Raw genomic sequence first — 25,949 nt, forward strand, 5'->3', positions numbered from 1 at the left:
GTCACTGTCCCATAGCGTGCACGCCGCCGTCCACGTGGATCATCTCGCCGGTGGTGGCGGGGAACCAGTCGGACAGCAGGGCCGTCACCGCGCGCGCGGTCGGCTCGGTCGCCTCGGAGTCCCAGCCCAACGGCGCGCGCTCGGACCAGCGGCCCTCCATCTGCTCGAAGCCGGGGATGTGCTTCGCCGCGGTCGTCTTGATCGGGCCGGCGGAGACCACGTTGCAGCGGATGCCCTGCGGGCCGAGGTCGCGCGCGACGTAGCGGTTGACGGCCTCGAACGCGGCCTTCGCGACGCCCATCCAGTCGTAGACCGGCCACGCGAAGCGACCGTCGAAGGTGAGGCCCACGATCGAGCCGCCGCCCGTCATCAGCGGCGCGGTCGCCTGCGCGAGCGCCTTGAGCGAGTACGCCGAGATGTGGACCGCGGTGGAGACGTCGTCCCACTCGGCCGACATGAAGTTGCCGCCCATGACGGACTGCGGGGCGAAGCCGATGCTGTGCACCACGCCGTCGAGGTGCGGCACGTGCGCGCGGACCTTGTCCGCGAGCGCCTCGAGGTGCTCCGGGTCGGTGACGTCGAGCTCGACCACCTGCGCCTCGACGGGGAGGCGGCGGCCCATGGCCTGCGTGATCTTGAGCGAACGGCCCACGCCGGTGAGCACGACGGTGGCGCCCTGCTCCTGGCACAGCTTGGCGACCTCGAACGCGATCGAGCCCTCGGTGAGGACGCCGGTGACGAGGATGTTCTTGCCTTCGAGGATTCCCATGGTTGCTCCTGAGGGGGTGGGGACGATGCGGAAAGGAGGGTGAGGCGCGGCGCTCAGTGGCCCATGCCCAGGCCGCCGTCGACGGGCAGCACCGCGCCCGAGACGTAGCCCGCGGCGTCGGAGCCAAGGTAGACCGCGGCGGCGGCGACCTCGGCGGTCGCGCCGAAGCGCTTGGCGGGGATGGTCCCCTCGTACTGCTTGACGGTGTCCTCGGGCAGCTGCGCGGTCATGTCGGTGGTGATGAAGCCCGGCGCGATGACGTTCGCGGTGATGCCTCGCGCACCGACCTCGCGCGTGATCGAGCGCGCCATGCCGACCAGCGCGGCCTTCGAGGACGCGTAGTTGACCTGGCCGGGGTTGCCCATGAGTCCCACGACCGAGCCGACCAGCACGATGCGCCCGTACTTCTGGCGCATCATCGAGTTCACCGCGCGGCGCACGCAGCGGAAGGTGCCGGTGAGGTTGACGTCGACCACGTTCGCGAAGTCCTCGTCGCTCATGCGCATGAGCAGGCCGTCCTTGGTGATGCCCGCGTTGGCGACGAGCACGCGCACACGCCCGTGCTGCGCCTCGAGCTCGTCGAAGGCCGCGTTGACGGCGTCGGTGTCGGTGATGTCGGCGATCGCGCCGTTGACACCCTCGGGGAGGTCGCCCCCGCGGTAGATCGTGGAGACGGTGTCGCCGTTGGCCACGAAGGCCTCGGCGATGGAACGGCCGATGCCGCGCGCGGCACCGGTGACGAGGACGTGGCGGGTCATGGGGGCCACGCTAGCGGAGGCGCCGTCCGATCCGCGAAAGCGCGAGCACTAGCATCGTCGGGTGACCACCCCCTCCCGCTCCTCGCGCGTGCTGCGCGTCGTCGGGATCGTCCTGGTGTCGCTCCTGGTGTGCGCCGTCGCCGTGCGCGCCGGCTTCTGGCAGCACGGCCGCCATGTCGAGCGCGCGGACGCGATCGCCCTGTACGAGGCGAACGCCGAGGCGGAGCCGGTCCCGCTCGCGGAGGCGGTGCCGGAGGGCGAGGCGGTCGGCGACGCCGAGTGGACGCGCGTCACCGTCGAGGGCGAGTTCGTGCAGGGCTCGACCACGCTGCTGCGCAACCGCCCGGTCGACCGCCAGCGCACGTGGCACCTGCTGGCCTGGTTCGACACCGTGGACGGACGCGCGCTCATGGTCGACGCGGGCTGGGTCCCCATCCCCGAGAGCGGCGAGCCCGCGGACGTGGTCCCCGACCTTCCCGAGGGACCCGTCACGCTCACCGTGGTGCTGCGCGCCGCCGAGCCCGACGACGGGCGACGCGACGAGGGCGCGACCCGCATCACCCCCGCGCAGATGCCGGCGCCCGACGCCGAGGCGATCGACGGCTACGGGATGGTCCGCGAGATCTGCGGCGCGGACGGGTGCGTCGAGGCGCTCGGCTCGCCGGTGCCGCTGCCGCACCTCAGCCTGGGCTCGCACCTCGCGTACACGTGGCAGTGGTTCGGCTTCGCGGTGATCGCGCCGATCGGCGGCGTGCTGCTCGCGCGCCGCGACTGGCAGCTCACCGGTGAGGACGGGGACGATGCTCCCCGCCCGGCCCGCGCATCGTCCCCGCCGAAGACGCCGCGGCGCCGCCGCGAGCGCGGCCCCTCCGACGAGGAGATCGAGGACGCCCTCTAGCCTTCACGACTGCCGATGACGAACGTGACAGGTGTGACCGCGCGAGCCGCGCCACGCTGTCACATCCTTCACATGCTTCATTGGGAGTCGGTCAGGCGAGGGAGATGAGCTCCCGGTAGGACTCGTTGTAGAGGTCCTCGACGGCGTCCGGCAGCAGCAGCACGCGCTCGGGCTCGAGCGCCTCGACCGCGCCCTCGTCGTGGGTCACGAGCACCACCGCGCCCTCGTAGGTCCGCAGCGCGCGCAGGATCTCGGCGCGCGAGGCGGGATCGAGGTTGTTGGTGGGCTCGTCGAGCAGCAGCACATTGGCCTGCGAGACCACGAGGGTCGCGAGCGCGAGGCGGGTCTTCTCGCCTCCCGAAAGCACCTTGGCCGGCTTGTGCGCGTCATCGCCGATGAAGAGGAACGAGCCGAGCACGTTGCGCACGGCCGTGTCGTCGAGGTCCGGAGCGGCGTGACGGAGGTTCTCGAGCACGGTCGCGTCCATGTCGAGCGTGTCGTGCTCCTGCGCGTAGTAGCCGAGCTTGAGACCGTGCCCCGGCTGGACCTCGCCGGTGTCCGGGTCCTCGACGCCGCCGAGCAGGCGCAGCAGCGTGGTCTTGCCGGCGCCGTTGAGGCCCAGCACCACCACGCGCGAGCCGCGGTCGATCGCGAGCTCGACGTCGGTGAAGACCTCGAGCGAGCCGTAGGACTTCGACAGCTCCGCGGCGCGCAGGGGCGTCTTGCCGCACGGCGCGGGCGTGGGGAACCGCAGCGCGGCCACACGGTCCTGCACGCGCTCGCCCTCGACGCCGGAGAGCATCCGCTCGGCGCGCTTGGCCATGTTCTGCGCCGCGACCGCCTTGGTGGCCGTCGCCTTCATCTTGTTCGCCTGCGCCATGAGCGCGGCCGCCTTCTTCTCGGCGTTGTCGCGCTCGCGGCGACGGCGCTTCTCGTCCGTCTCGCGCTGCCTGAGGTAGAGGTCCCAGCCGAGCGCGTACTGGTCGAGCTCGCCGCGGTTGGCGTCGAGGTGGAACACGCGCGTCACCGACGCGCGCAGCAGCTCGACGTCGTGCGAGATCACCACGAGCCCCCCGGGGAACGAGGCGAGGAAGCCGCGCAGCCACACGATGGAGTCCGCGTCGAGGTGGTTGGTGGGCTCGTCGAGCAGCAGGGTCTCGGCGTCGGAGAAGAGGATGCGGGCGAGCTCGACGCGGCGGCGCTGACCGCCGGACAGCGTGCCGAGCGGCTGCGACAGGATGCGCTCGTCGAGGCCGAGGTTCGCGGCGATGCGCTGCGCCTCGGACTCGGCCGCGTAGCCGCCGGCCGCGCGGAAGCGCTCGTCGAGGCGCGGATAGGCGTTCATCGCCTTCTCCATCACCTTCGGGTCGGGGCTCGCCATGCCCTCCTCGGCCTCGCGCAGCTTCCTCATCAGCCCGGCGAGGTCGCGCACCGACAGGATGCGGTCGAGCGCGCGCTGGGTCGGCTCGCCCTCGCGGGGGTCCTGCGGGAGGTAGCCGATGCTGCCCTTGTGGGTCACCTGGCCGCCCGTGGGCTGGCCCTCGCCCGCGAGGATGCGCGTCATCGTGGTCTTGCCTGCGCCGTTGCGGCCCACGAGGCCCACCCGGTCGCCGGGTCCGATCTGGAAGCTGGCGGGGTGCACCAGCACCCTCGCGCCGATGCGGATCTCCAGATCCTTGGCGATGATCACACGTTCTCCTTGCCGCCGGGTGGCCGATGTTGTGGTGTCCCCACAACGTTTCTGCACCCGTGAGAGAACCCGGCCTCGGGGACATGCGGCGCGGATAGGGTGACCGCGTCCATTATCCCAGGGGGTCCCCATGTTCCAGCACCGCGGCTTCACGGCCCAGTCCATCGCGCTCGTCGCGGTCTTCGCCGGCCTCATCGCCGCCTCGACCCTGACCCCCGAGATCACTCTCGCCGCCGGGGTCCCGCTGTCGCTCCAGACCTTCGCGGTCGTGGTGACGGCGCTGGTGCTCGGCCCCTGGCGGGCGCTCGCCGCGACCGCGCTCTACATCGCCGTGGGTCTCGCGGGCGCGCCGATCTTCTCCAACGGGGTCGCCGGCTTCGCGATCTTCGCGCGCCCCAGCTGGGGCTACCTGCTCGGCATGCTGGTCGCGGCCCCGGTGGTGGGCCTCATCGCGCAGCTCCTCGCGCGCCGCGGCAGCCTCACCTACGTACCGCTCCTGGGCGCCGGTCTCGTGTCGATCCCGATCATCTACGCCTTCGGCGTTCCCGTCCTCGCGAGCAAGCTGGGCCTCAACGTCTTCACGCTGCCCGCGGACTGCGAGGGCGTGGGCGACTTCGCCAGCGGGTGCGTCACCGGCATCACGGTCGGCACCGTGCCGTTCCTTCCCGGCGACCTGCTCAAGGTCTTCCTCGCCGCGCTCGTCGCCGCGGCCATCCACCGCGCGTACCCGGGCCTGCTCGGCGCCGCCCGCCGCGCCGCCTCCGGCTCGGTGCACGCCGACGAGGACGCCCCCGAGGACGAGGCGGCGCGCGCCACCGCGTAGCCTTGTCGCATGATCGAGTTCAAGGACGCGGCTGTCGTCGCGCCCGATTCCGGGGTGCCGATCCTCGAGCCGACCACGCTGACCCTCACCGAGGACCGTGTCAGCATCATCGGCGCCAACGGTTCGGGGAAGTCGACGCTCGCGCGTCTCATCAACGGCCTGGTGCTCCCGGTGTCCGGGTCCGTCGAGGTCGACGGGCTCGACACCCAGAAGCATGGGGCGCAGGTGCGTCGCAAGGTCGGCTACCTCTTCACCGACGCCTCGGCGCAGCTCATCATGCCGACCGCGATCGAGGACGTCGCGCTGTCGCTGCGTCGCGTCATCAAGAACCGTCGCGAGCGTGACGATGCGGCGCTGGCCGCGCTCAAGGAGATCGGCCTCGCCTCGAAGGCCGACGTCTCCGTCAACGCCCTCTCGGGCGGGCAGCGTCAGCTCCTCGCGCTCGCGGGAGTGCTTGCGTGCACGCCGTCGATCGTGGTCGCCGACGAGCCCACGACGCTGCTCGACCTGCGCTGGCGCGCCCACGTCGGTGCGCTCCTGCGCTCGCTGCCCCTCCAGGTCATCGAGGTGACCCACGACCTCGACTCGGCGGCCCGCGCCGAGCGCACGCTCGTGGTCGACCTGGGGCGCGTGGTCTTCGACGGCGACCCCCGGGAGGCGGTGCAGCTCTACCGCGACCTCATGTTCGGCCGCGCGTCGCAGGGCGCCACGGCGTGATCACCCTCCTCGGTATCTACCGGCCGGGGCGCACCCCGATGCACCTCGCGCCGGCCTGGTTCAAGATGCTGCTGCTGGTCGGGATGTCGATCGCCTGCCTCGTGATCTCGGATCCCGTGACGAGCGTCGGCATCACCGCCGCCTGCGTGCTGCTGCTCGCCTCGACCCAGCCGCCGCTCAAGGCGACGGTCAAGGGCATGGCGGTGATCGTGCTGATCGCGTGCCTCACCACGGTGTTCCAGCTGCTGCGCGGCGACTACGTGCGCGCGCTCGACCTCGCAGGCGACCTCATCTCGATCGCGGCGCTCGCGCTCGCCGTCTCCAGCTCGACCTCGATGAGCGACATGCTCGAGCTCATCACCACGCTCGCGCGTCCGCTGCGGTGGATCCTGCCGCCCGAGACCATCGGCGTCATGGTGTCGCTCACGCTGCGCTCCATCCCCGAGGCGGCGCGCATCATCACCGAGGCGCGCGTCGCCGCCCGTGCGCGCGGGCTCGACCGCGACATGCGCGCCGTCCTCATCCCCTCGGCGTCCCGCACCGTCGGCTTCGCGCTCCAGCTGGGCCAGGCGCTCCACGCGCGCGGCATCGCCGAGCACGGCCGCTCGAAGTACCAGGTGCCCGAGCCCCGAGAGCAGGAGGAGGCCTCCGCTCCCCTGCTCGCCGCGCCGCCCGTGCGCGAGGTCCCCAGCGGCGAGACCCCGACGGTGACCCCTGCCGGCACACGGCGCTCGCGCCGGGAGCGCCGGGAGCAGCGCGAGCGGGAGGCGCAGCAGGCCCAGGAGGCCCCGCAGCCGCCCCTCGAGGACGACCCGACCGCCTAACCGTCGAGCATCGCGACCAGGGTCGTGGTCGTGGCCCAGTTCCGGATGGTCATGTCCTTGTAGAACGGCGTCGACATCACCTTGTTCATGCGGCTGCGCGTGCGCTGCGCGCTGAGCCGGCGGAAGTAGATCACGCCCTTCCCCGCCCAGCCGGCGTCCACGCCCTCACGCATGGCGAAGGCGCCGAACGCCTCCCCCACGTCCACCCCCGCGCGGAGGAAGGCCACGTCCGAGTGGTAGACGTCGGGCTCGGTGCCGAAGCCGGACGGCGCATCGTCGACCGCGGCCCGCAGGCGCTCCGCGGCCACGGCGACCACCACTGTCACCACGTCGAACTCCTCCGCCAGCACCTGCTCGACCAGCGCGCCCACCTGCGCCTCGTCGCTGTCCGGCGTCTCGACCAGCACGTTGCCGGACTGGATGTACGTGCGCGCGGTAACGCCGCGCTCCTCGAGCGCCGAGCGGAGGCGCGCCATGGGCACGGCGTTGCGTCCGCCGACGTTGATCCCGCGGATGAGGGCGACATGGGTCGCTGCGGGCATCGTCCCTCCCCTGCGCGCTCGTGCTGGACCCGCCCATCGTCACACCCGCGCGGCCTCCCCCACAACGCCGAGAGCCCCCGATCCCGGAGGGATCGAGGGCTCTCGCGACGAGGCTGCTCAGACGTTGAAGCCGAGCGCGCGCAACTGCTCGCGGCCGTCGTCCGTGATCTTGTCGGGGCCCCACGGCGGCATCCACACCCAGTTGATGCGGAAGCCGTCGACCAGACCCGAGAGGGCCTGACCCGCCTGGTCCTCGATGACGTCCGTGAGCGGGCACGCCGCCGACGTGAGCGTCATGTCGATCACCGCGTGGCGGTTCTCGTCGAGCATCACGCCGTAGACCAGTCCGAGGTCGACGACGTTGATGCCGAGCTCGGGGTCGATGACGTCGCGGAGCGCCTCCTCGACGTCCGCGGCATTGGCCGGAGCCTTGGTCTCCTCGGTCATGCGGTTCCTCCTTCCGCGCCGGCGGACGATGCGCCGCGCGCCTGGATGAGCGCGTCCCGGAGGGCCACCCAGCCCAGGAGCGCGCACTTGATGCGTGCAGGATACTTGCCGACCCCGACGAAGGCCGTCGCGTCGCCCAGCATGTCCTCGCGCTCCTCGTCGAGGTGCTCGCCCTTGGACTGCATGAGCGCGCGGAACGCCTCGAACGTCTCGTCGGCCGTCTCGAGGGACTCGCCCTCGAGCAGCTCGGAGAGCACCGAGATCGACGCCTGAGAGATCGAGCAGCCCTGGCCCTCCCACGCGATGCGCGCGAGCGTGTCGCCGTCCACGCCGACGCGCAGCGTGACCTCGTCGCCGCAAGTGGTGTTGACCTGGTGCGACTCCCCGCGGTGCGGGAGGTCGATCTCGACCAGGCCGCGACCATGGCCCTCGCGGGCGTGGTCCATGATGACCTGCTGGTACATGGCCTCGAGGCTCATACGGTGACTCCGAAGAACTCGCGGACTCCGGCCAGCGCCTCGAGGAAGGCGCGGACATCGTCCTCGGTGGTGTACAGGTGGGCGGACGCGCGGGTCGAGCCCGTGACGCCGAGGCGGCGATGGAGCGGCTGGGCGCAGTGGTGGCCCACCCGCGCGGCGATGCCGCGGTCGTCGAGGATCTGGCCCACGTCGTGCGCGTGCACCCCGTCGACCACCACCGCCGCGAGGCCGAGCACGTCGAGCGCACCCGACCCGCCCACGGGGCCCAGCAGCCGCACGCCGGGGAGCGCGGCCACGCCCTCGCGCAGCAGCTGCGCGAGGTGCGCCTCGTGACGGGCGACCTCGTCCATCCCGACGTCCATGAGGTAGCGGGCCGCGGCGGCCATGCCGACCGCCTGAGCGACCGGCTGGGTGCCGGGCTCGAAGCGCTGCGGCGCCTCGAGCCACGTGGTGGTCTCCATGGTGACGACCCGGATCGCGCTGCCGCCGAACATCGAGGGCGGGAGCGCGTCGAGCAGGTCCTTGCGACCCCACAGCGCGCCGATGCCGGTGGGACCGAGCATCTTGTGGCCCGAGAAGGCCATGAGGTCGACGCCCAGCTCGGCGACGTCCACGGGCAGGTGCGGCACCGACTGGCAGCCGTCCAGAACCGTGATCGCCCCGACCTCGCGCGCGCGGCGCACGATCGCCTCGACGTCCGTGACCACGCCGGTGACGTTGCTCGCGTGCGTGAAGGCCACGACGCGCGTCTCCGGGGTGATGACCGAGTCGACCTCGTCGTACCGGAGCACGCCGTCATCGTCCACGGGGATCCAGGCGAGCTCGGCGCCCGTGCGGGCGGCGAGCTGCTGCCACGGGATGAGGTTCGCGTGATGCTCGAGCTCGGTCACCACGATGCGGTCGCCGGGGCCGACCCGGAAGCGCTCGGCCTCCGCGCCGCCGGCGCCCAGGGACGCCTGCAGCATGCCGTTCGCGACGAGGTTGATCGCCGCGGTGGCGCCGGAGGTCCACACCACCTCGTCGGCCGCCGCGCCGATGAGCGCCGCGACGTCCGCACGCGCGGACTCGAAGGCCTCGGTCGCCTCCTCCGCGAGGAGGTGGGCGCCGCGCGCGACGGCGCCGTTGCGCTCACGGTAGAAGGCGGCCTCGGCCTCGAGCACGGCGAGCGGCTTCTGCGCCGTCGCGCCCGAGTCGAGGTACACGAGCGACCTCCCGTTCCTCACCGTGCGGGCGAGGAGCGGGAAGTCGTCGCGCAGATCCGGGGACATGTCAGGCGCTGGCCAGGTAGCGGTCGTAGCCCTCGGCCTCGAGACGCTCGGCGAGCTCGGGGCCACCCTCCTCGGCGACGCGGCCGTTGACGAACACGTGCACGTAGTCGGGCTTGATGTAGCGCAGGATGCGCGTGTAGTGCGTGATCAGCATGACGCCCAGGCCGGTGTTGTCCTTGGCGCGGTTGACGCCCTCGGAGACGATGCGCAGCGCGTCGACGTCGAGGCCCGAGTCGGTCTCGTCGAGGATCGAGATCTTGGGCTGGAGGAGCTCCATCTGGAGGATCTCGTGGCGCTTCTTCTCACCGCCCGAGAAGCCCTCGTTGACGCCGCGCTCGCCGAACGACGGGTCCATGCGGAGGTTCTCCATGGCGCCCTTCACGTCCTTGACCCACGTGCGGAGCTTGGGGGCCTCGCCGTCGATCGCGGTCTTCGCGGTGCGGAGGAAGTTCGACACCGAGACGCCGGGGACCTCGACCGGGTACTGCATCGCGAGGAACAGGCCGGCCTTGGCGCGCTCGTCGACCGACATCTCGAGGACGTCCTCGCCGTCGAGCGTGACCGAGCCCTCGGTGATCTCGTACTTGGGGTGACCGGCGATCGAGTACGCCAGGGTCGACTTGCCGGAGCCGTTGGGGCCCATGATGGCGTGCGTCTCGCCCGAGTTGATGGTCAGGTCGACGCCCTTGAGGATCTCCTTGGTGCCCTCGGGGGTCTCGACGGTGACGTGGAGGTTGCGGATCTCCAGGGTGCTCATGCGTTCTCCTTCTGAGAATTCTTGGGTGCGTCGACGTCGACGAGCACACGCTCGCCGTCGACGCGGACGGGGTAGGTCTTGACGGGGGTGATCGCGGGCAGTTCGTCCGGCTCGCCCGTACGGACGTCGAAGCGGGAGCCGTGGCCCCAGCACTCGACGAAGCACCCTTCGACGTCGCCGTCGGAGAGGGAGACCTCTCCATGGGTGCACATGTCGTCGATCGCGTAGAAGTCGCCGTCATCCGCGCGCACGATGGCCACGGGGACGTCGGCGCCGTTCTCGAGAGTGAGCTCGGCGAGCATGGCGGAGCCCGGCTTCAGGTCCGCCACCATGCACGCGAGCTGCTCACTCATTCTCGAGCTCCTCCTCGACGTGAGCGATCTCGAGGTCGATCTGGCGCATGAGGGACTCCTCGACCGCCGGCACGCCGATCTCGTGGATGAGGTCGGCGAAGAAGCCGCGGACCACGAGCTTGCGGGCCTGCTCCTCCGAGATGCCGCGCGAGCGCAGGTAGAACATCTGCTCCTCGTCGAAGCGGCCGGTCGCGGACGCGTGACCCGCGCCCTCGATCTCGCCGGTCTCGATCTCGAGGTTCGGGACCGAGTCCGCACGCGCGCCGTCCGTGAGGACGAGGTTGCGGTTGAGCTCGTAGGTGTCGGTGCCCTCGGCCGCGGCGCGGATGAGGACGTCGCCGATCCACACGGAGCGTGCGGTCTTGCCGGCGAGCGCACCCTTGTAGGTGACGCGCGAGGTGCACTTCGGGACGGCGTGGTCGACGAAGAGCTGGTGCTCCTGGTGCTGGCCCGAGTCCGCGAAGTAGAGGCCGAAGAGGTCGACGCTCGCGCCCTCGCCGGCGAAGGCCGCCGAGGTGTTGAGGCGTACGACCTTGCCGCCGAGCGTCACCACGGTGCCGCGCAGACGCGAGTCGCGCCCGAGACGGGCGACCACCTCGCCGGCGTGGACCGCGTCCTCGTCCCACTGCTGCAGCAGCACGAGGTTGAGGCCCGAGTTGTCCTTGAGGTCGACGGAGACGAGCTCCGAGTAGCGCGCGGTGCCCGTGCGGGTGATCACCACGGTCGCCTCGGCGCTCTGGCCGATCTCGACGAGGAGGTGGCCCCGGACGTCGCCGCCCGTGCCGTTGAGGTCGATGGTGATGGGCTCCTCGACCACGGTGTTCGCCGCGATCGTGAGCGCCATCGCGCCGCCGGAGCGCTTGGCCGCGATGGCCGACGCGCGGTCGCCGGGGGCGCGCACGGAACGGGCCTGCGCCTCGTCCACGGGCACCTCGACGAGGCTCACGCCCTCGGGGAGGTCGCTGGTGGTCCACTCGAGGTGGCCGTCGGCCGCCTCGTCCGCGAACAGCGGCTTGAGGTCGCGCACCGCGCTGAAGCGCCAGTTCTCCTCGCGACCGGTCGGCACGGGGAACACGTCCACGTCGAAGGACGTGGGACGGTCCGCGCGGGACTTGTCGGGGATGATGCCGTGCGAGTGCGCGGCGTCAGCGGTGGCCTGGGTGTGATCGGTGACGGTCAACCGACGGATCCTTCCATCTGGAGCTCGATGAGGCGGTTCAGCTCGAGGGCGTACTCCATGGGGAGCTCGCGCGCGATGGGCTCGACGAAGCCACGCACGATCATCGCCATGGCCTCCGACTCCTCGAGACCGCGGGACATGAGGTAGAACAGCTGGTCCTCGGACACCTTCGAGACGGATGCCTCGTGGCCCATGTGGACGTCGTCCTCGCGGACGTCGACGTACGGGTAGGTGTCGGACCGGGAGATCTGATCGACGAGCAGCGCATCGCACAGCACGTTCGACTTCGAGTTCTTGGCGCCCTCGAGGACCTGCACGAGGCCGCGGTACGAGGTGCGGCCGCCGCCGCGGGCGACGGACTTCGAGATGATCGACGACGAGGTGTTCGGGGCGGCGTGCACCATCTTGGCGCCCGCGTCCTGGTGCTGGCCCTCGCCCGCGAAGGCGATCGACAGCGTCTCGCCCTTGGCGTGCTCGCCGAGCATGAAAATCGCCGGGTACTTCATGGTGACCTTCGAGCCGATGTTGCCGTCGACCCACTCCATGGTGGCGCCCTCGGCGGCCGTGGCGCGCTTGGTCACGAGGTTGTACACGTTGTTCGACCAGTTCTGGATGGTCGTGTAGCGCACGCGGGCGTTCTTCTTCACGATGATCTCGACGACGGCCGAGTGCAGCGAGTCGCTCGAGTAGATCGGCGCGGTGCAGCCCTCGACGTAGTGCACGTACGAGCCCTCGTCCGCGATGATGAGCGTGCGCTCGAACTGGCCCATGTTCTCCGTGTTGATGCGGAAGTAGGCCTGGAGCGGGATCTCGACGTGGACGCCCGGCGGCACGTAGACGAACGAGCCGCCCGACCACACGGCCGTGTTGAGGCCCGCGAACTTGTTGTCGCCGACGGGGATGACGGTGCCGAAGTACTCCTCGAACAGCTCCGGGTGCTCCTTGAGAGCCGTGTCGGTGTCGAGGAAGATGACGCCCTGCTCCTCGAGGTCCTCGCGGATCTGGTGGTACACCACCTCGGACTCGTACTGCGCGGCCACACCCGCGACGAGGCGCTGCTTCTCCGCCTCCGGGATGCCGAGCTTGTCGTACGTCGCCTTGATGTCCTCGGGCAGGTCCTCCCAGCTGGTGGCCTGCTTCTCGGTCGAGCGGACGAAGTACTTGATGTTGTCGAAGTCGATGCCGGTGAGGTCGGAGCCCCAGTTGGGCAGCGGCTTCTTCTCGAACATCTTCAGACCCTTGAGACGCAGGTCCAGCATCCACTGGGGCTCGTTCTTGAGCGCCGAGATCTCGCGGACGACGTCCTCGTTGAGGCCGCGCTTGGCAAGCGCGCCGGCCTCATCCGAGTCATGCCATCCGAACTGGTAGTTGCCGATCGAGGCGATGGCCTCGTCCTGCGTCATGGGCTCGGTCGGAGCACTCATGCTCATCCTTCCTTACGGGTGGGGGTGGCGAGCGGGATCGTGGTGGTGCAGACATGCGCGCCGCCCGCGAGGGTCGACAGCCGCTGCACGTGCACGTCGAGGACCCTGGAGAAGGCGCGGGCCTCGGCCTCGCACCATTCCGGGGTCTTCTCCGCGATGGACTGGACGGGGCAATGCCCCTGGCAGAGCTGGACGGTGATGCCGCCCGGCCCGGGACGGACCGATGCCGCGAAGCCGCGCTCGCCGAGCGCGGCGGCCAGCTCCTCGACCTTGGTGGCCATCGGCGCATCGGGGTCGACGGCGCCGGAGACGGCGTCCTCGAGCTCCTTGGCCTTGGCCTCGACGAACGCCTCGAGACCGCCCGCATCGCGGAGGAACTCGACGGCGTCGACTGCGACGTCCTTGTACGCCGTGGCGAGGGCGCGCTGGCCCTCCCCGGTGGCGACGAACGAGCGGGCGGGACGGCCGCGGCCGCGGGCCTGCTGCCCCGGCGGCTCGTGGTCGACGATGTGCCCCTCGTCCTCGAGCGCGGTGAGGTGACGGCGCACGCCGGCCGGCGTGACGCCGAGCTCGGTCGCGAGGGCCGCCGCCGTGATCGGGCCGGCCGTCGCGATGAGGCTCAGCACGCGGTCGCGCGTGGTGTCGGCATGCATCCGGTGGCCTCTCCTTCGTCCCGGGAGCGGGCGCGCTGACGCCCTCGCTCCAATTAAGCAACATTTTGATTCATTAAAAAAAACGCCGCAAGCAAGGCCACCCTTACCCGCGCCGGCTCCCTCGGGTCGCCCCAGGTGCAACGCTTCCGGCCTCCCGGATGTGCCCGGGATCCGGCCGTCCATCCTACGGGGACGCGGCGCGCATCGTCCCCTCCGGCGCCGCACCTAGACTTGCCCGGTGAGCACGACCGAGCAGCCCCCCGTCGCCCCCTCCCCCGCCCGCGGAGTCCGCGGCCTGCCCGGACGCGTCGGCGACGCGATCGGCCGCCGCACCCGCGGCCTCACGCTGCTCAACATCGGCACCCAGGCGGGCATCATCGTCACCGGCGGGGCCGTGCGGCTCACGGGCTCGGGCCTGGGCTGCTCCACGTGGCCGCAGTGCGAGCCCGGCTCCTTCACCCCGGAGTTCCACGAGGGCCTGTGGTTCCACCCGGCCGTCGAGTTCGGCAACCGCACGCTCACGTTCGTGCTCCTCGTCGTCGCCGCGCTCCTCGCGATCGGCGTGTGGCGCACGCGCCGCGACCTCCGGTGGTGGGGCCTCGTGCCGCTCGCCGGCGTGCTCGGGCAGGCGGTGCTCGGCGGCATCACCGTGCTCGTCGAGCTGCACCCGCTCGTGGTCGCGCCTCACATGCTGCTGAGCCTCGCGCTCGTCTGGTACTCCGTCCGCTTCGCGCTGCGCTACCGCGACGCCCGTGGGCGCCTCGGCGGTCCTCTCGTCATCGAGCGTTGGGCCTCGGCCGCGCTCCTGGTGGTGCTGCTCGTGCTCGGCGCGCTCACCACCGGCGCCGGCCCGCACTCGGGCGACGCCGAGGCGACCGAGCGCCTCGCGCTCGATCCCGCGCTCATCGCGCGTGCGCACGCGATGGCGGTGTGGGCCTTCATCGCGCTGCTGGTGTGGATCGGCTGGCGGATCCGTCGTGACCGCAGCGCGGACGACCGCGACGAGGCCCGCCTGTCGTTCTGGGTCCTCGCGGGCGTGACGCTCGCCCAGGGAGCGATCGGCTACGTCCAGTACTTCACCGGGCTGCCCGCGCTCATCGTCGGCGCGCACCTGCTCGGCGCCGCGGTGCTCACCGCCGCTCACTCGGCGTTCTTCCGCCTCACGGCCCGCGACACGGCGGCCTGACCGTGCACGAGGTCACGCTAGCGCACGTCGAGGACGCCGCCTGCGCCCTCGCCGGCGTCGCGCAGCGCACCCCGCTCGACCACGCGACGTACCTCTCGGAGCTGCACGGCTGCCCCGTGTCGCTCAAGCTCGAGAACCTCCAGCGCACCGGCTCCTTCAAGCTGCGCGGCGCGACCTACCGCCTCTCACGACTCACCGACGAGGAGCGGGCGCGAGGCGTGGTCGCGGCCTCGGCCGGCAACCATGCGCAGGGCGTGGCCTTCGCGGCCCAGCAGCTGGGCGTCGAGGCGACCATCTTCATGCCGCTCGGCGCGCCCGTGCCCAAGCTGCTCGCGACCATGGGGTACGGCGCGACCGTGGTGACGGACGGCGCGACCGTCGAGGAGTGCCTCGCGCTCGCCGCCGCGCACGCCGAGCGCACCGGCGCGATCATGATCCACCCGTTCGACCACGCGGACGTGATCGCGGGTCAGGGGACCATCGGTCTCGAGATCCTCGAGGACGTCCCGGACGCGGACACGATCGTCGTGCCGATCGGCGGAGGCGGGCTCATCGCCGGCGTCGCCGTCGCCGCGAAGGCCGTGGCCGCCCAGCAGGGCCGCGACATCCGCATCGTCGGCGTGCAGGCGGCCGCGACAGCCGCCTTCCCGCCCTCGCTCGCCGCCGGCCACCCGGTCACCATCGAGCGCGGCGCGACCATCGCCGACGGCATCGCGGTCGTGAGGCCCGGCGAGCACACGTTCCCGATCGTCCGCGACCTCGTGGACGAGGTGGTGACGGTCGAGGAGGACCACCTCGCGCGCGCCGTGCTCACCCTGCTCGAGCGCATGAAGCTGGTCGTGGAGCCGGCGGGTGCCGCTGCGGTCGCGGCGATCCTCGAGGGGCTGATCGAGCCCCACGGGTCGACTGTCGCGCTCGTCTCGGGCGGCAACATCGATCCCCTGCTGCTGCAGCGCATCGTCGCCCACGGGCTGGTCGCCTCGGGGCGGTACATGACCATCCGCATCCCGCTCCCCGACCGCCCGGGACAGCTCGCGCGCGTGTCCGAGCTGCTCGCTCGCGAGGGCGCGAACGTCATCGAGGTGCTCCACACCCGTCACGACCAGGGGCTCACGCTCAACGACGTGGTGCTCCAGATGAGCGTCGAGACCCGCGGTCCGAACCATCAGACCGCGGTCATCGACGCGCTGCGCGCCGCGGGATACGCGCCGGAGGTCGTCGGCGGCTGAGCCGCGACCTCACGCGCCGCTCAGTCGAGCAGCGAGGGGGGACGGCGCCACGGCGCGTCGGCCGGGCGCAGCAGCTCCCATCCCGAGCGCTTCGCGGCGTCGAGCGCGAGCGCGCCCGCGACGATGGTCGGGCTCTGGGCCTCGCCCGCCCAGATCGAGGCGAGGACCTCGGCGAGAGGCACCCAGCGCCCCTCCATGTCCCGCTCCTCCTCGTGCCGCGCGTGCCGCTCGGCCTCCGGCACCTCGGAAAGGTCCCGCGCGAGGAAGATCCGGATGCCCTCGGAGGAGCCGCCGGGGGACGTCATGAAGTCGAGCAGCGTGTCCCAGCGGCCCGCGCGCAGGTCCGCCTCCTCGTGGAGCTCGCGCGCGGCGGCGTCGACGGGAGGCTCGCCCGCGAGGTCGAGCAGACCCGCGGGCGGCTCCCACGTCTCGGCCTGCACCGGGTGGCGGTACTGGCGGACCAGGTACAGCTCGTCGGCGTCGTTGAGCGCCATGATGGCGACCGCGCCGGTGTGGTGGATGTAGTCGCGCGTCACCACGCCCGACTCCCCCAGATCGACGTCGTCCGAGCGCACGTCCCACACGCCGCCCTGGAACACCAGGCGCGACTGCGCGACGGGCCGTGCGCCCGGGACGTCGGCGATCATCAGACGGTCGCGGTGTCGACCGGTGCCGCGGCCTCGTCCTGGCGCGCGATCGACGCGCCGATGAGCCCCGCGAACAGCGGGTGCGCCTTGGTCGGGCGCGAGAGGAACTCGGGGTGCGCCTGGGTCGCGACGTAGTACGGGTGCACGTCGGCCGGGAGCTCGACGAACTCGACGAGCGAGCGGTCGGGGCTCTCGCCGCACACCACCAGGCCCGCCTCCTCGAGCTGCTCGCGGTACGCGTTGTTGACCTCGTAGCGGTGGCGGTGGCGCTCGCCCACGGTCGACTTGCCGTAGGTCGCGGCGACCACCGAGCCCTCCTTGAGGACGGCCTGGTACTCGCCCAGGCGCATCGTGCCGCCCAGGTCGCCCTTGCCCTCGACGATGTCGAGCTGCTCCTCCATGGTCGCGACCACGGGGTGCGGGGTCTCGGGGTCGAACTCGGAGCTCGACGCGCCCTCGAGGCCGAGCACGTTGCGCGCGTACTCCATCACCATCGTCTGCATGCCGAGGCAGATGCCGAGCGTCGGCACCTGGTTCTCGCGGGCCCAGCGCAGCGCGCCGATCTTGCCGTCGACGCCGCGCACGCCGAAGCCTCCGGGCACCAGCACGCCGTCGACGCCGCCGAGGGCCTCCTGCGCGCCCTGCGGGGTCTGGCAGCGGTCCGAGGCCACCCAGCGGATGCGGACCTTCGCGTTGTGGTGGAAGCCGCCGGCGCGGAGCGCCTCGGAGACCGAGAGGTACGCGTCGGGCAGGTCGATGTACTTGCCGACCAGCGCGATCTCCACGTCGCGGGCGGGCTTGTGCACGCGCTTGAGGACGTCGTTCCAGGCGCCCCACTCGACGTCGTGGAAGGGCAGGTCGAGGCGGCGCACCACGTAGGCGTCGAGGCCCTCGGCGTGCAGCACCTTCGGGATGTCGTAGATGCTCGGCGCGTCGACGGCGTTCACCACGGCGCCGGGCTCGACGTCGCACATGAGCGCGACCTTGTTCTTGACCGAGGTCGGGACCTCGCGGTCGGAGCGCAGCACCAGGGCGTCGGGCTGGATGCCGATGCTGCGCAGCGCGGCCACCGAGTGCTGGGTCGGCTTGGTCTTCTGCTCGCCCGAGGGGCCGATGTACGGCACCAGCGAGACATGCAGGAAGAAGACGTTGTCGCGGCCCACGTCGTGGCGGACCTGGCGCGCGGCCTCGAGGAAGGGCTGCGACTCGATGTCGCCGACGGTGCCGCCGATCTCGGTGATGATGACGTCGACCGACGGGCCCGCCTGCTGGCGCATGCGGCGCTTGATCTCGTCGGTGATGTGCGGGATCACCTGCACGGTGTCGCCGAGGTACTCGCCGCGGCGCTCCTTGGCGATCACCTGCGAGTAGACCTGGCCCGTGGTGACGTTCGAGGCGGCCGAGAGCTCCACGTCGAGGAAGCGCTCGTAGTGGCCGATGTCGAGGTCGGTCTCGGCACCGTCATCGGTGACGAAGACCTCGCCGTGCTGGAACGGGTTCATCGTTCCAGGGTCCACGTTGAGGTAGGGATCGAGCTTCTGCATCGTCACGCGCAGGCCGCGCGAGCGGAGAAGCCGTCCCAGGGAGGAGGCCGTCAGGCCCTTCCCGAGGGAGGACACCACGCCTCCGGTGACGAAGATCTGACGGGTGACATGGTCCGTGCCGGACGAGAATCGCGTTCGCTCCACGGGCTTCAATGCTAACAGCCGGAAGACCCGGGTGCGTCTCAGGAAACGCCGAGAAGTCCCGGGACGGCCCCGTCGGCGTAGTGCGGACGCTCTCCCGCGAGGGTCTCGGCCACGGTCGCGACGGCGGTCACGGAGCCGAGGGTCCAGTCGGACGATGCGACGGTCGCGACATCGTCGCGCCTGGTGTCGGCGGCGATCGCCCCGGGGGCGCCCACCACCGTCACCGGTGCGTCGTACGCGGCGAAGGCCTCCACGAGCACCTGCGTGGCCTCGGCGTCACCCGCGATGAGGATCACGGCATCGGCGGATTCCGCACGGTCCCCCTCGGCCAGCTCCGCCTGCGTGAGCAGGTCCCACAGGACCGGCCCGCGGTCGGCGCCGGCCGCGGAGACGTCGGCGCGGCCCGCGCCCGTGGGGGCGGCGCCGGTGGCACCCTGCACGAACGCATGAGCGAGGACCGTCGCCGGGTCGGAGGCGTCGACTCCCACGAGGGACGGCACCACCTGGTCGGCCAGCGCGGCACGGAACTCGCTGGTCGCGGCGTCCTGCCAGCCGTCGCCGAGGCTCACGGCCGCGGCCTCGGTCGCGCCTGCGAGCGGCAGGCGCGCGGACACCGCGTCGCGGGCGGCCGCCGGGGCGCCCGGCGCCGAGACGAGGACCACGTCGGTGCCCGGCAGGAGGTCGATGAGGAGGGTCGGCGCCGTGGCGTCGACGTAGTCCACCGCGACATCCGCGCGGGCGTCCGCGTCGTCGACGTGCTGCTCGGCGGCGGCGAGGTCGCTCTCGAGGGAGTCGATCCGCTCCCCTGTCTCGCCCAGGAGCGCGGCCCGCAACGGGCCGGAGCCGAGCACCACGCCGATCGCGAGGACCGCGACGCCCGCGCCCGCGGAGACGAGCCTGGTGCGGGCGTCGGTCATCGACCGCCTCCGACGGTCGCCGCGAGCCAGTCCCACGCTCCCGCGATCGCATCGTGCCCCTCGGGGGTGCCCCACGCCGCCAGCGCGAGCGCCGCGCACGCGAGGCCGAGCGCGCCCCACGTGGTGAGCGCGCTGTACCGGTGCCGGTACACGGCGGGAAGGACCGCGGCGTCGACCACGGATCCGCTGGCGACCAGGCGAGACAGCAGCGCGCCCGCGCCCGCGGTCGACCGGTCGGACACGTGGTCGAGGAGCCCGTCGCGCGCGCCGGCGACCACGACCACCGAGGCTCCCGCGCGGTGGGCGGCCAGCAGCGCGACGTCCTCGCTCGCGAGGTTCGCGTCGCACGAGTCGTGCGTGAGACCGATCGCGAGGGCGCGGGCGCGGCCGCCGTCGCGACCGTCCGCATCGTGCACGATCACCTGCGCCGCGCGGCGCAGCGCCTCCTCGCTCACGCCCTCGATGTCCCCGAGGACGATGCGGGGGTTGAGCCCCGCCGCGCGTGCGGCGTCGGCGCCCTCGCCGATGGCGATGACCACGGGCCGCCTCTCGCGGGCGAAGCGCGCGAGCACCGGGTCGGCTCCCGCGAAGCGCTCCGTCACCACGACCACGGGACGGCCGTCGATCGGGAGCCTCAGCTCGGGCAGGCCGACGCCGTCGAGCAGCAGCCCGGCGTCCTCGTTGAGCAGGTCGAGCGCCGTCACCGTGAACGACGCGACGTGGACGTGGAGGTCCTCGTCGGCCGCGCGGACGCGCTCCTCGACGTCCTCGCGCGTGAGCCGCGTGCCCTCGGGCGCCTCCACGCCGGGGCCGGAGACGCGCGCGCCGTCGACCGTCACGCGTGCACCGTCGCGGATGGCGAGCACGCCGGTGCCCGCGGACTCGACCACGGGGATCCCCGCCTCGAGGAGCGCGAGCGCGCCGGTGGTCGGCAGGCGTCCGGAGATGCAGGACCGCGCGTTCACCACCGCCGCGGGACGCCGCTCGGCCAGGGCCGCCGCGGCGCTCCTGTCGAGGTCGAGCGCGTCGACGATCGCCACGTCGCCGGGCTGCAGCCGCCGCGCGAGCGCGTGCGGCGACGGATCCACCCGGGCAGGTCCCGAGACGAGCGTGGCGGCGGTGGTCATGGCGGCTATGGTGCCACGCGGGAGGCCTCCAGCAGCTCACGTGCGTGGGCGAGTGCGGTCTTCGAGTCCTCGTGGCCCGAGAGCAGGCGTGCGAGCTCCTCGACGCGGCTCTCCCCGGCGACCTCGTGGACCTGCGACCGGGTCACAGAGCCGTCCGAGGCCTTCGCCACCACCACGTGCCGGTCCGCGTGCGCCGCCACCTGGGCGAGGTGCGTCACCACGAGCACCTGGTGGGTGCGCGCGAGCTCCGCGAGACGCCTGCCGATCGCGATCGCGGCCTTGCCGCCCACCCCCGCGTCGACCTCGTCGAACACGAACGTGTGGCCAGGCGCGGCGGCGTGACGCGCGAGCGAGACCTCGATCGCGAGCATGATGCGCGAGAGCTCGCCTCCCGACGCCGCCTCCGCGACCGGACGATGCGGCGCGCCGGGATGGGACGCGAGCGTCATCGAGACCTCGTCGGCCCCGGAGTGGCGCAGCTCGGCGCGCGCGACCTCGACCGCGAAGCTCGCATCGGGCATCGCGAGCCCTGCGAGCTCGGCGTCGACGTCGACCGCGAGCCGCGCGGCCGCCTCGCTCCGGCTCGCCGAGAGCTCGTCGGCCAGCGCCTCGACCCGGGCAGCCGCCACTGAGACGGCCTCGCGGCGCGCCTCAAGCGTCTCGTCCCACGTGTCGTCCTCGAGCACCGCCGCGGCCGCCCGCTCGCGGTACGCGAGAACGCCGTCGAGATCCGCGCCGATGCGGCGCATGAGGCCGCCCAGCTCGGCGCGACGCAGCTGGATCTGCTCGAGCCGCGCGGGGTCCGCCTCCATGCGGTCGAGGTACGACGCGAGCTCATGGCCGATGTCCGCCGCGGCGTACGCGACATCGTTGAGGCGCGTCTCGAGCTCCTCGAGCGCGGGATCATGGCGCGCCGCCTCGCCGAGCGCGCGGCGCGCGGCGTCCGCGGCGATCACCAGCGTCATCTCGGACTCGCCGTCGATCGCCGCCATCGCGCCGGCGACCCCGGCTCGGACTGCCTCGGAGTTCTCGAGCACCTCTGACTCGGCCTTGAGGCGCGCCTCCTCCCCCGCCTCGGGGGCGACGGCGTCGATCGCGTCGAGGTCGTCGCGCATGCGCGCGGCCTCGAGACGGGCACGCTCGGCTCCGGACTCCATGCGCTCGAGCTCGTCCTGCGCCTGCCGCCACGCCCACCAGGCCTCCTGGTAGCGCTCGAGCAGGGGGCCGTGGTCGGCGTAGCCGTCGAGGATCGCGCGCTGCTCGGCGGACGAGCGCAGCCGGGCCTGGTCGCTCTGGCCATGCACGGTGAGCCAGTGGGAGGCGACCTCGGCGAGGACCGCCTGCGGCATCGTGCGTCCGCCGACGACGGTGCGCGAGCGCGTGGTGGCGCCGACCGACCGGCTCACGATCACCGTGCCGTCGTCGTCGAACGCGGCGCCGGCCTCCTCGAGGCGCTCCGCGGGCCACGAGCCGGGCGCGACGTCGACAACCGCCTCGGCGACGGCGGCCTCGGCACCGGTGCGGACGGTCGCGCGCACGGACTTCGAGCCCATGATGAGCCCGAGGCCGGTGAGCACCATGGTCTTGCCGGCGCCGGTCTCACCCGTCACGCAGGTGAGACCGGGGCCGAGGTCGACCCGGGCGGACTCGATCACCCCGAGGTTCTCGATCGCGAGCTCGTGCAGCACTAGATCCCCGCCCCGGAGTCGGAGATGGGGCGCTCGCCGCGGAAGCCGTCGACCGGCAGCGCGAACTTCTGCACCAGGCGTTCGCTGAACGGCGCGTCGGACATGCGCGCAAGCCTCACCGTCTGCGAGCCGCGGGACACCTCGACGCGGCCCCCGCGGGCGAGGTCGAGCGCACGCGCGCCGTCGAGGACCACCTGGCCGTCGCTGGACGAGCGGTCGAGGATCTCGACGCGCACCTGGGAGGACGGGCTCACGACGAGCGGGCGCGAGAACAGCGCGTGGGCGGCGAGCGGCACCACGAGGAGCGCGTCGACGTCGGGCCACAGGACGGGGCCGCCGGCGCTGAAGGCGTGCGCGGTCGAGCCCGTCGCCGACGAGATCACCACGCCGTCGCAGCCGAAGGTCGACAGCGGGTGGTCGTCGATGTCGAGCGCGACCTCGATCGTGGTGCGGAGGTTCGCGCGCTCGATGGTGACGTCGTTGAGCGCCCACCCGGAGGTCTGCTCGCCCGTGGGGAGGGTCACGACCACGTCGAGCGTGCCGCGCTCCTCGATGTCGTACTCACCCGCGGCGAGCCGGCGCGCGGCGTGGGCGACGTCGTCGCGCTCGAGCTCGGCGAGGAAGCCGACGTGCCCGAGGTTCACCCCGAGCAGCGGGATGCCCGTGCCGCGCGTCATGTCGGCGGCGTGAAGGATGGTGCCGTCGCCGCCGAGGACGAGGGCGGCCTCGATCGGCGCGTCGACGCCGCGCTCGAAGTCGGTGCAGGTCGCGATGCCGTCAGCCTCGAGCGCCGCGGCGGCGAGGCTCGCCGCCTCCTGCGCCTCGGGACGATGCGGGTGGACCACCAGCAGGATCCTGCGTGTCATGGCGTCCCTCCCGTCTCATCCTCGATCGCGGCCCGGACCTGGGCTTCTGTCAGCGGCGCCGGTCGGTGGCGCGCGTCGTCACCAGCCTGCCATGCGCGCGACGCCCACACGAAGAACTCGACGTTGCCGTGCGGACCGGGCAGCGTCGAGCGCGCGATCCGATGGACCGCCAGGCCTGCGGACATCATGGCGGACGCCACCGACATCACGGCCCGGGCACGGTCGCCAGGGTCGGTCACGACCCCGCCCCGGCCGAGCCGGTCCTTCCCCACCTCGAACTGCGGCTTGACCATGAGAAGGAGGTCGGCATCGTCCGCGAGCACGCCCACGATCGGCGTGAGAAGCAGCGTGAGCGAGATGAAGGACACGTCCGCCACCACGAGGTCGGGCGGGGGCCCGGTGAGGTCCGCGGCGACCAGCTCGCGCGCGTTCAGGCCCTCGCGGGCGATCACCCGCGCATCGTCCGCGATCCGGGGGGCGAGCTGCCCATGACCCACGTCGATCGCGTGCACGAGCGCGGCGCCGCGCTCGAGCAGCACCTGCGTGAAGCCGCCGGTCGAGGCGCCGACGTCGAGGCACGTCCGGCCGTCCACGTCCAGCTCGGGGCATGCGTCGAGCGCGCCGATGAGCTTGTGCGCGGCGCGCGACACGTAGCCGTCGTCGGCCGTCACCTCGACCCGCGCATCGTCCGCGACGTCGAGCGACGCCTTCACGACGGCGACGCCGTCGACCTCGACCGCGCCCGCCGCGATGAGCTCCTGCGCACGGGTGCGGGACGTGACCAGCCCGCGCGCCACGAGCGCGCGGTCCAGCCGCATGCTCAGCGCGATTCGTCGCGGAGGCGCGTCGAGAGCGCCTCCTGCACCTTGTCGAAGAACTCGGCCTGCTGCTCCGGGTCGTCCGGAAGCTCGGTCACGGCCTGCAGAGCCGCCCTCACCTCGGCCGGGTACTCGAGCTGGCCCTTGAAGTCACGCGAATTGTTGAGGTCCGCCATGGGTCAGGAGGCTAGCCGAAGTGCGGAAGGGTGTCGACATCGACGCGCGCGCCGGAGTCGGCGGCCTCCCAGGCCGCGGCGCAGGCCGCACGGACGCGATCGATCGGCGAGCCGCCGTCGACCGAGAGGTGGCCGTCGGTCACCCGCGCACGCGCGTCGCCCACGTGCCACCAGCTCTCCGCGAGCACGGGCAGGGGGTGGCTCTCGGCCAGCGTCGAGAGGTCCTCGCCGATGAACGACGGGCGCTCCCCCGGCACCGCCAGCACGGCGTCGCGGGCCGTCGACACGCCCGTGAGGACCAGCAGCCCCGGGACTTCGGCGGCGCGCGCGCCCTTGAGATCGGTGTCGAGGCGGTCGCCGATCATGAGCGGGCGGCTCGCGCCCGCCTTCCTGGCGGCCATGTGCAGCATCGCGGGCTCGGGCTTGCCGGCGGCGAGCGGGTCGACACCGGTGGCGGTGCGCACCACGCCCACGAGCGAGCCGTTGCCCGGCGCGAAGCCGCGCTCCGTAGGGAGCGTGAGGTCGAGGTTGGTCGCGAAGTAGCGGGCGCCGGCGTTGATCGCGTAGGTCGCCTCCGCGAGCTCCTTCCAGCCGAGGTTCGGGGCGAAGCCCTGGATCACGGCCGCCGGGTGATCGTCCGCGGACTCGACGATGACGTAGCCCTTGGCGTGCACCGCGGTATAGAGGCCCGCGCCGCCGACCACGAGCACCTTCTGCCCCGCGGGGATGTGCTCCGCGAGCAGCTCGGCGCCCGCCTGCGCGGCGGTCATGACCTCGTGCGGGGCGCACGGGATGCCCAGCTCGGCGAGGTGCTCTGCGACCGTCTCGGGCTCGCGCGACGCGTTGTTGGTCACGAAGACGACCGCCATGCCCGCGTCCCGCGCCTCCCCCAGCGCCGGCGGCGCCGAGGGGATCGCGTTCGCGCCCTTGTAGGCGACGCCGTCGAGGTCGACGAGCGCGACGTCGAACGTGTCCTGGAGGGCCGCCTCGGTGCCGAGCAGGCCTGCGGTCATGCCTTGTCCTCGTCCTCGTCGACCTCGTGGAGGCCGTCCTCGTCGTCGTACGCGACGTCCTCGTCCTCGTCCATGGCCTCGTCCTCGTCGGAGGGCTCGGGCTCAGGCTCGGGCAGCTCGGCGGTGTCGTAGAGGACGATGTCCTCCTCGATCTCCTCCTCGACCTCCTCGGGCAGCGAGGCCTCGAGCTCGTCCGCCTCGGCGTCGCGGCCGAGCGCGCGCAGCACCGCGACCCGCGCCTCGTCGGCGCGGACCTGGAGCTCCTCGTTCTTGGTCTCGAGGCGCGTGAGGACCAGCAGCGCGGCCTCCGGGTCGCCCATGTCGAGGCGAGCGCCGGCGATGACGATCTGCATCTCGACCGCGGAGTCGTGCGGGAGCAGCTTCGCGTCGGGCTCGTCGGCGATGGCGAGGGCGCGCTCGGGCCGGCCGAGGCCGCGCTCGCAGTCCGCCATGAGCGGCAGGTGCTCGATCGACCCGCCGAGACGGCGGACGGTGCGCAGCTCGCGCAGCGCCTCCGCGTAACGCCCGGTGGCGTAGGCGGTGAGCGCGGCGGCCTCACGGACCACGTCGACGCGGCCGCCGCGCTGAAGCGCGACCTGCGCGTGGCGGTAGGCCAGCTCGGGGTCGAGGTCGACGAGGTTGCCCGCCATGATGAGGTGGCGGCCGACGTCCTCGGCGTTGTCCTTGCTCAGCGTGCGCAGACGAGCCCGGACCGCGCGGTCGAGCTGGCCGTACGTGATCTCCTCGGGAACCTCGGGGGCCTCGACGATCTGCGACTTGGTGAGGGGCACGCCGGCGACGCGGGCGGTGCGCTCCTCCGACTCGGGCCGGGTACGGCCGCCGCGGTCGGGGCGCGCGCCGGGACGGCCGGAGCCGCGGGGCGCGCGGTCACGGTCGAAGTCGCGACGGGGTCCGCGGTCGCCGTCGAAGCTGCGACGGGGACGGTCGTCGTAGGAACGCTGCGGACGGTCGCCGTCGCGGCGGGGGCCACGGTCACCGTCGAAGGAACGCC

General features: G+C 72.4%; 28 protein-coding genes. 6 read left to right on the forward strand and 22 right to left on the reverse strand.

The features are described 5' to 3' along the window. Position 1 precedes the first annotated feature (1 nt). Positions 2–769: an enoyl-ACP reductase FabI gene (gene fabI, locus TR42_RS10400; protein ID WP_042215577.1), complete on the reverse strand. Its 768-nt coding sequence runs from the start codon at positions 767–769 to the stop codon at positions 2–4. Between the two features lie 53 nt (positions 770–822). Continuing rightward, positions 823–1,527 (reverse strand): 3-oxoacyl-ACP reductase FabG, encoded by a 705-nt coding sequence (fabG, locus tag TR42_RS10405; protein ID WP_042215579.1) that lies wholly within the window; start codon positions 1,525–1,527, stop codon positions 823–825. A gap of 61 nt (positions 1,528–1,588) precedes the next feature. Between fabG and TR42_RS10410 the strand changes: the two genes are divergently transcribed. After that, entirely contained in the window at positions 1,589–2,425 is an 837-nt protein-coding gene (locus TR42_RS10410; protein WP_052405948.1) for an SURF1 family protein, read from the forward strand. A 91-nt stretch (positions 2,426–2,516) separates the two neighbouring features. On the opposite strand, the gene TR42_RS10415 is transcribed toward TR42_RS10410, so the two are convergent. Next, positions 2,517–4,115 (reverse strand): ABC-F family ATP-binding cassette domain-containing protein, encoded by a 1,599-nt coding sequence (locus tag TR42_RS10415; RefSeq protein WP_042215580.1) that lies wholly within the window; start codon positions 4,113–4,115, stop codon positions 2,517–2,519. Between the two features lie 130 nt (positions 4,116–4,245). Here TR42_RS10415 and TR42_RS10420 point away from each other — a divergent pair, with 130 nt between their 5' ends. From TR42_RS10420 to TR42_RS10430, 3 genes are read left to right on the forward strand one after another with little or no spacing between them, the layout of a single operon-like run. Beyond that, positions 4,246–4,938 (forward strand): biotin transporter BioY, encoded by a 693-nt coding sequence (locus tag TR42_RS10420; protein ID WP_052405950.1) that lies wholly within the window; start codon positions 4,246–4,248, stop codon positions 4,936–4,938. Positions 4,939–4,947: 9 nt separating this feature from the next. Then, positions 4,948–5,655, forward strand: a complete 708-nt coding sequence (locus TR42_RS10425; protein WP_042215581.1) for an energy-coupling factor ABC transporter ATP-binding protein — start codon at positions 4,948–4,950, stop codon at positions 5,653–5,655. Then, positions 5,652–6,479: an energy-coupling factor transporter transmembrane component T family protein gene (locus tag TR42_RS10430; RefSeq protein ID WP_042215583.1), complete on the forward strand. Its 828-nt coding sequence runs from the start codon at positions 5,652–5,654 to the stop codon at positions 6,477–6,479. The genes TR42_RS10425 and TR42_RS10430 overlap by 4 nt, the downstream gene beginning before the upstream one ends. Here TR42_RS10430 and TR42_RS10435 read toward each other — a convergent pair. From TR42_RS10435 to TR42_RS10475, 9 genes are all read right to left on the reverse strand, one after another. After that, positions 6,476–7,021: a DUF1697 domain-containing protein gene (locus tag TR42_RS10435; RefSeq protein WP_042215585.1), complete on the reverse strand. Its 546-nt coding sequence runs from the start codon at positions 7,019–7,021 to the stop codon at positions 6,476–6,478. The genes TR42_RS10430 and TR42_RS10435 overlap by 4 nt on opposite strands. Before the next feature lie 117 nt (positions 7,022–7,138). Further along, positions 7,139–7,468 (reverse strand): metal-sulfur cluster assembly factor, encoded by a 330-nt coding sequence (locus TR42_RS10440; RefSeq protein WP_042215587.1) that lies wholly within the window; start codon positions 7,466–7,468, stop codon positions 7,139–7,141. Further along, positions 7,465–7,947 (reverse strand): Fe-S cluster assembly sulfur transfer protein SufU, encoded by a 483-nt coding sequence (gene sufU / locus TR42_RS10445; protein WP_042215589.1) that lies wholly within the window; start codon positions 7,945–7,947, stop codon positions 7,465–7,467. Before sufU ends, TR42_RS10440 begins: the two co-directional genes overlap by 4 nt. Next, positions 7,944–9,215 carry an aminotransferase class V-fold PLP-dependent enzyme gene (locus TR42_RS10450; protein WP_042215591.1) on the reverse strand — a complete coding sequence of 424 codons (1,272 nt, stop codon included), beginning with the start codon at positions 9,213–9,215 and terminating at the stop codon, positions 7,944–7,946. Before TR42_RS10450 ends, sufU begins: the two co-directional genes overlap by 4 nt. A 1-nt stretch (position 9,216) precedes the next feature. Then, the gene (gene sufC, locus TR42_RS10455) at positions 9,217–9,972 is read right to left on the reverse strand and encodes a Fe-S cluster assembly ATPase SufC (protein ID WP_042215592.1); all 756 of its coding nucleotides are present in this window, start codon (positions 9,970–9,972) and stop codon (positions 9,217–9,219) included. Further along, entirely contained in the window at positions 9,969–10,325 is a 357-nt protein-coding gene (locus TR42_RS10460; protein WP_042215594.1) for a non-heme iron oxygenase ferredoxin subunit, read from the reverse strand. Before TR42_RS10460 ends, sufC begins: the two co-directional genes overlap by 4 nt. Next, on the reverse strand, positions 10,318–11,505 hold the full coding sequence (sufD, locus tag TR42_RS10465) for a Fe-S cluster assembly protein SufD (protein WP_052405952.1): 1,188 nt from the start codon (positions 11,503–11,505) through the stop codon (positions 10,318–10,320). The genes TR42_RS10460 and sufD overlap by 8 nt, the downstream gene beginning before the upstream one ends. Continuing rightward, positions 11,502–12,929: a Fe-S cluster assembly protein SufB gene (sufB, locus tag TR42_RS10470; protein WP_042215596.1), complete on the reverse strand. Its 1,428-nt coding sequence runs from the start codon at positions 12,927–12,929 to the stop codon at positions 11,502–11,504. The genes sufD and sufB overlap by 4 nt, the downstream gene beginning before the upstream one ends. A gap of 2 nt (positions 12,930–12,931) precedes the next feature. Continuing rightward, entirely contained in the window at positions 12,932–13,582 is a 651-nt protein-coding gene (locus tag TR42_RS10475; protein WP_042215597.1) for a helix-turn-helix transcriptional regulator, read from the reverse strand. A gap of 238 nt (positions 13,583–13,820) precedes the next feature. Between TR42_RS10475 and TR42_RS10480 the strand changes: the two genes are divergently transcribed. Both TR42_RS10480 and ilvA read left to right on the forward strand, forming a co-directional pair. Then, a complete protein-coding gene (locus TR42_RS10480) occupies positions 13,821–14,768 on the forward strand; it encodes a COX15/CtaA family protein (RefSeq protein ID WP_052405954.1) in 948 nt (315 codons plus the stop codon). A gap of 2 nt (positions 14,769–14,770) precedes the next feature. Further along, entirely contained in the window at positions 14,771–15,997 is a 1,227-nt protein-coding gene (gene ilvA / locus TR42_RS10485) for a threonine ammonia-lyase (protein WP_042215598.1), read from the forward strand. Between the two features lie 20 nt (positions 15,998–16,017). Here ilvA and TR42_RS10490 read toward each other — a convergent pair whose 3' ends face one another. The 10 genes from TR42_RS10490 to TR42_RS15350 form a co-directional block, all read right to left on the reverse strand. Continuing rightward, complete coding sequence (locus TR42_RS10490; protein ID WP_042215600.1) at positions 16,018–16,644, reverse strand: NUDIX domain-containing protein; 627 nt, start codon at positions 16,642–16,644, stop codon at positions 16,018–16,020. After that, positions 16,644–18,332, reverse strand: coding sequence for a CTP synthase (gene pyrG, locus TR42_RS10495; RefSeq protein WP_042215602.1), 1,689 nt, complete (start codon positions 18,330–18,332; stop codon positions 16,644–16,646). Before pyrG ends, TR42_RS10490 begins: the two co-directional genes overlap by 1 nt. 38 nt (positions 18,333–18,370) lie before the next feature. Continuing rightward, positions 18,371–19,249 carry a copper transporter gene (locus TR42_RS10500; RefSeq protein ID WP_042215604.1) on the reverse strand — a complete coding sequence of 293 codons (879 nt, stop codon included), beginning with the start codon at positions 19,247–19,249 and terminating at the stop codon, positions 18,371–18,373. Further along, complete coding sequence (steA, locus tag TR42_RS10505) at positions 19,246–20,376, reverse strand: putative cytokinetic ring protein SteA (RefSeq protein WP_052405956.1); 1,131 nt, start codon at positions 20,374–20,376, stop codon at positions 19,246–19,248. Before steA ends, TR42_RS10500 begins: the two co-directional genes overlap by 4 nt. 5 nt (positions 20,377–20,381) lie before the next feature. Beyond that, the gene (gene recN, locus TR42_RS10510; protein ID WP_042215606.1) at positions 20,382–22,064 is read right to left on the reverse strand and encodes a DNA repair protein RecN; all 1,683 of its coding nucleotides are present in this window, start codon (positions 22,062–22,064) and stop codon (positions 20,382–20,384) included. Further along, positions 22,064–22,930, reverse strand: a complete 867-nt coding sequence (locus tag TR42_RS10515) for an NAD kinase (RefSeq protein ID WP_042215608.1) — start codon at positions 22,928–22,930, stop codon at positions 22,064–22,066. Before TR42_RS10515 ends, recN begins: the two co-directional genes overlap by 1 nt. Beyond that, the gene (locus tag TR42_RS10520) at positions 22,927–23,748 is read right to left on the reverse strand and encodes a TlyA family RNA methyltransferase (protein ID WP_174435467.1); all 822 of its coding nucleotides are present in this window, start codon (positions 23,746–23,748) and stop codon (positions 22,927–22,929) included. The genes TR42_RS10515 and TR42_RS10520 overlap by 4 nt, the downstream gene beginning before the upstream one ends. A 2-nt stretch (positions 23,749–23,750) precedes the next feature. Continuing rightward, positions 23,751–23,924, reverse strand: a complete 174-nt coding sequence (locus TR42_RS15035; RefSeq protein ID WP_161786637.1) for a hypothetical protein — start codon at positions 23,922–23,924, stop codon at positions 23,751–23,753. Between the two features lie 11 nt (positions 23,925–23,935). After that, positions 23,936–24,937, reverse strand: a complete 1,002-nt coding sequence (locus TR42_RS10525; RefSeq protein ID WP_042215612.1) for an HAD-IIA family hydrolase — start codon at positions 24,935–24,937, stop codon at positions 23,936–23,938. Further along, on the reverse strand, positions 24,934–25,949 hold a 1,016-nt coding region (locus tag TR42_RS15350), incomplete at its 5' end, for a tetratricopeptide repeat protein (RefSeq protein WP_042215613.1). The genes TR42_RS10525 and TR42_RS15350, both read right to left, overlap by 4 nt.

It is taken from the genome of Demequina mangrovi, assembly GCF_000759715.1.
Taxonomy (GTDB): domain Bacteria; phylum Actinomycetota; class Actinomycetes; order Actinomycetales; family Demequinaceae; genus Demequina; species Demequina mangrovi.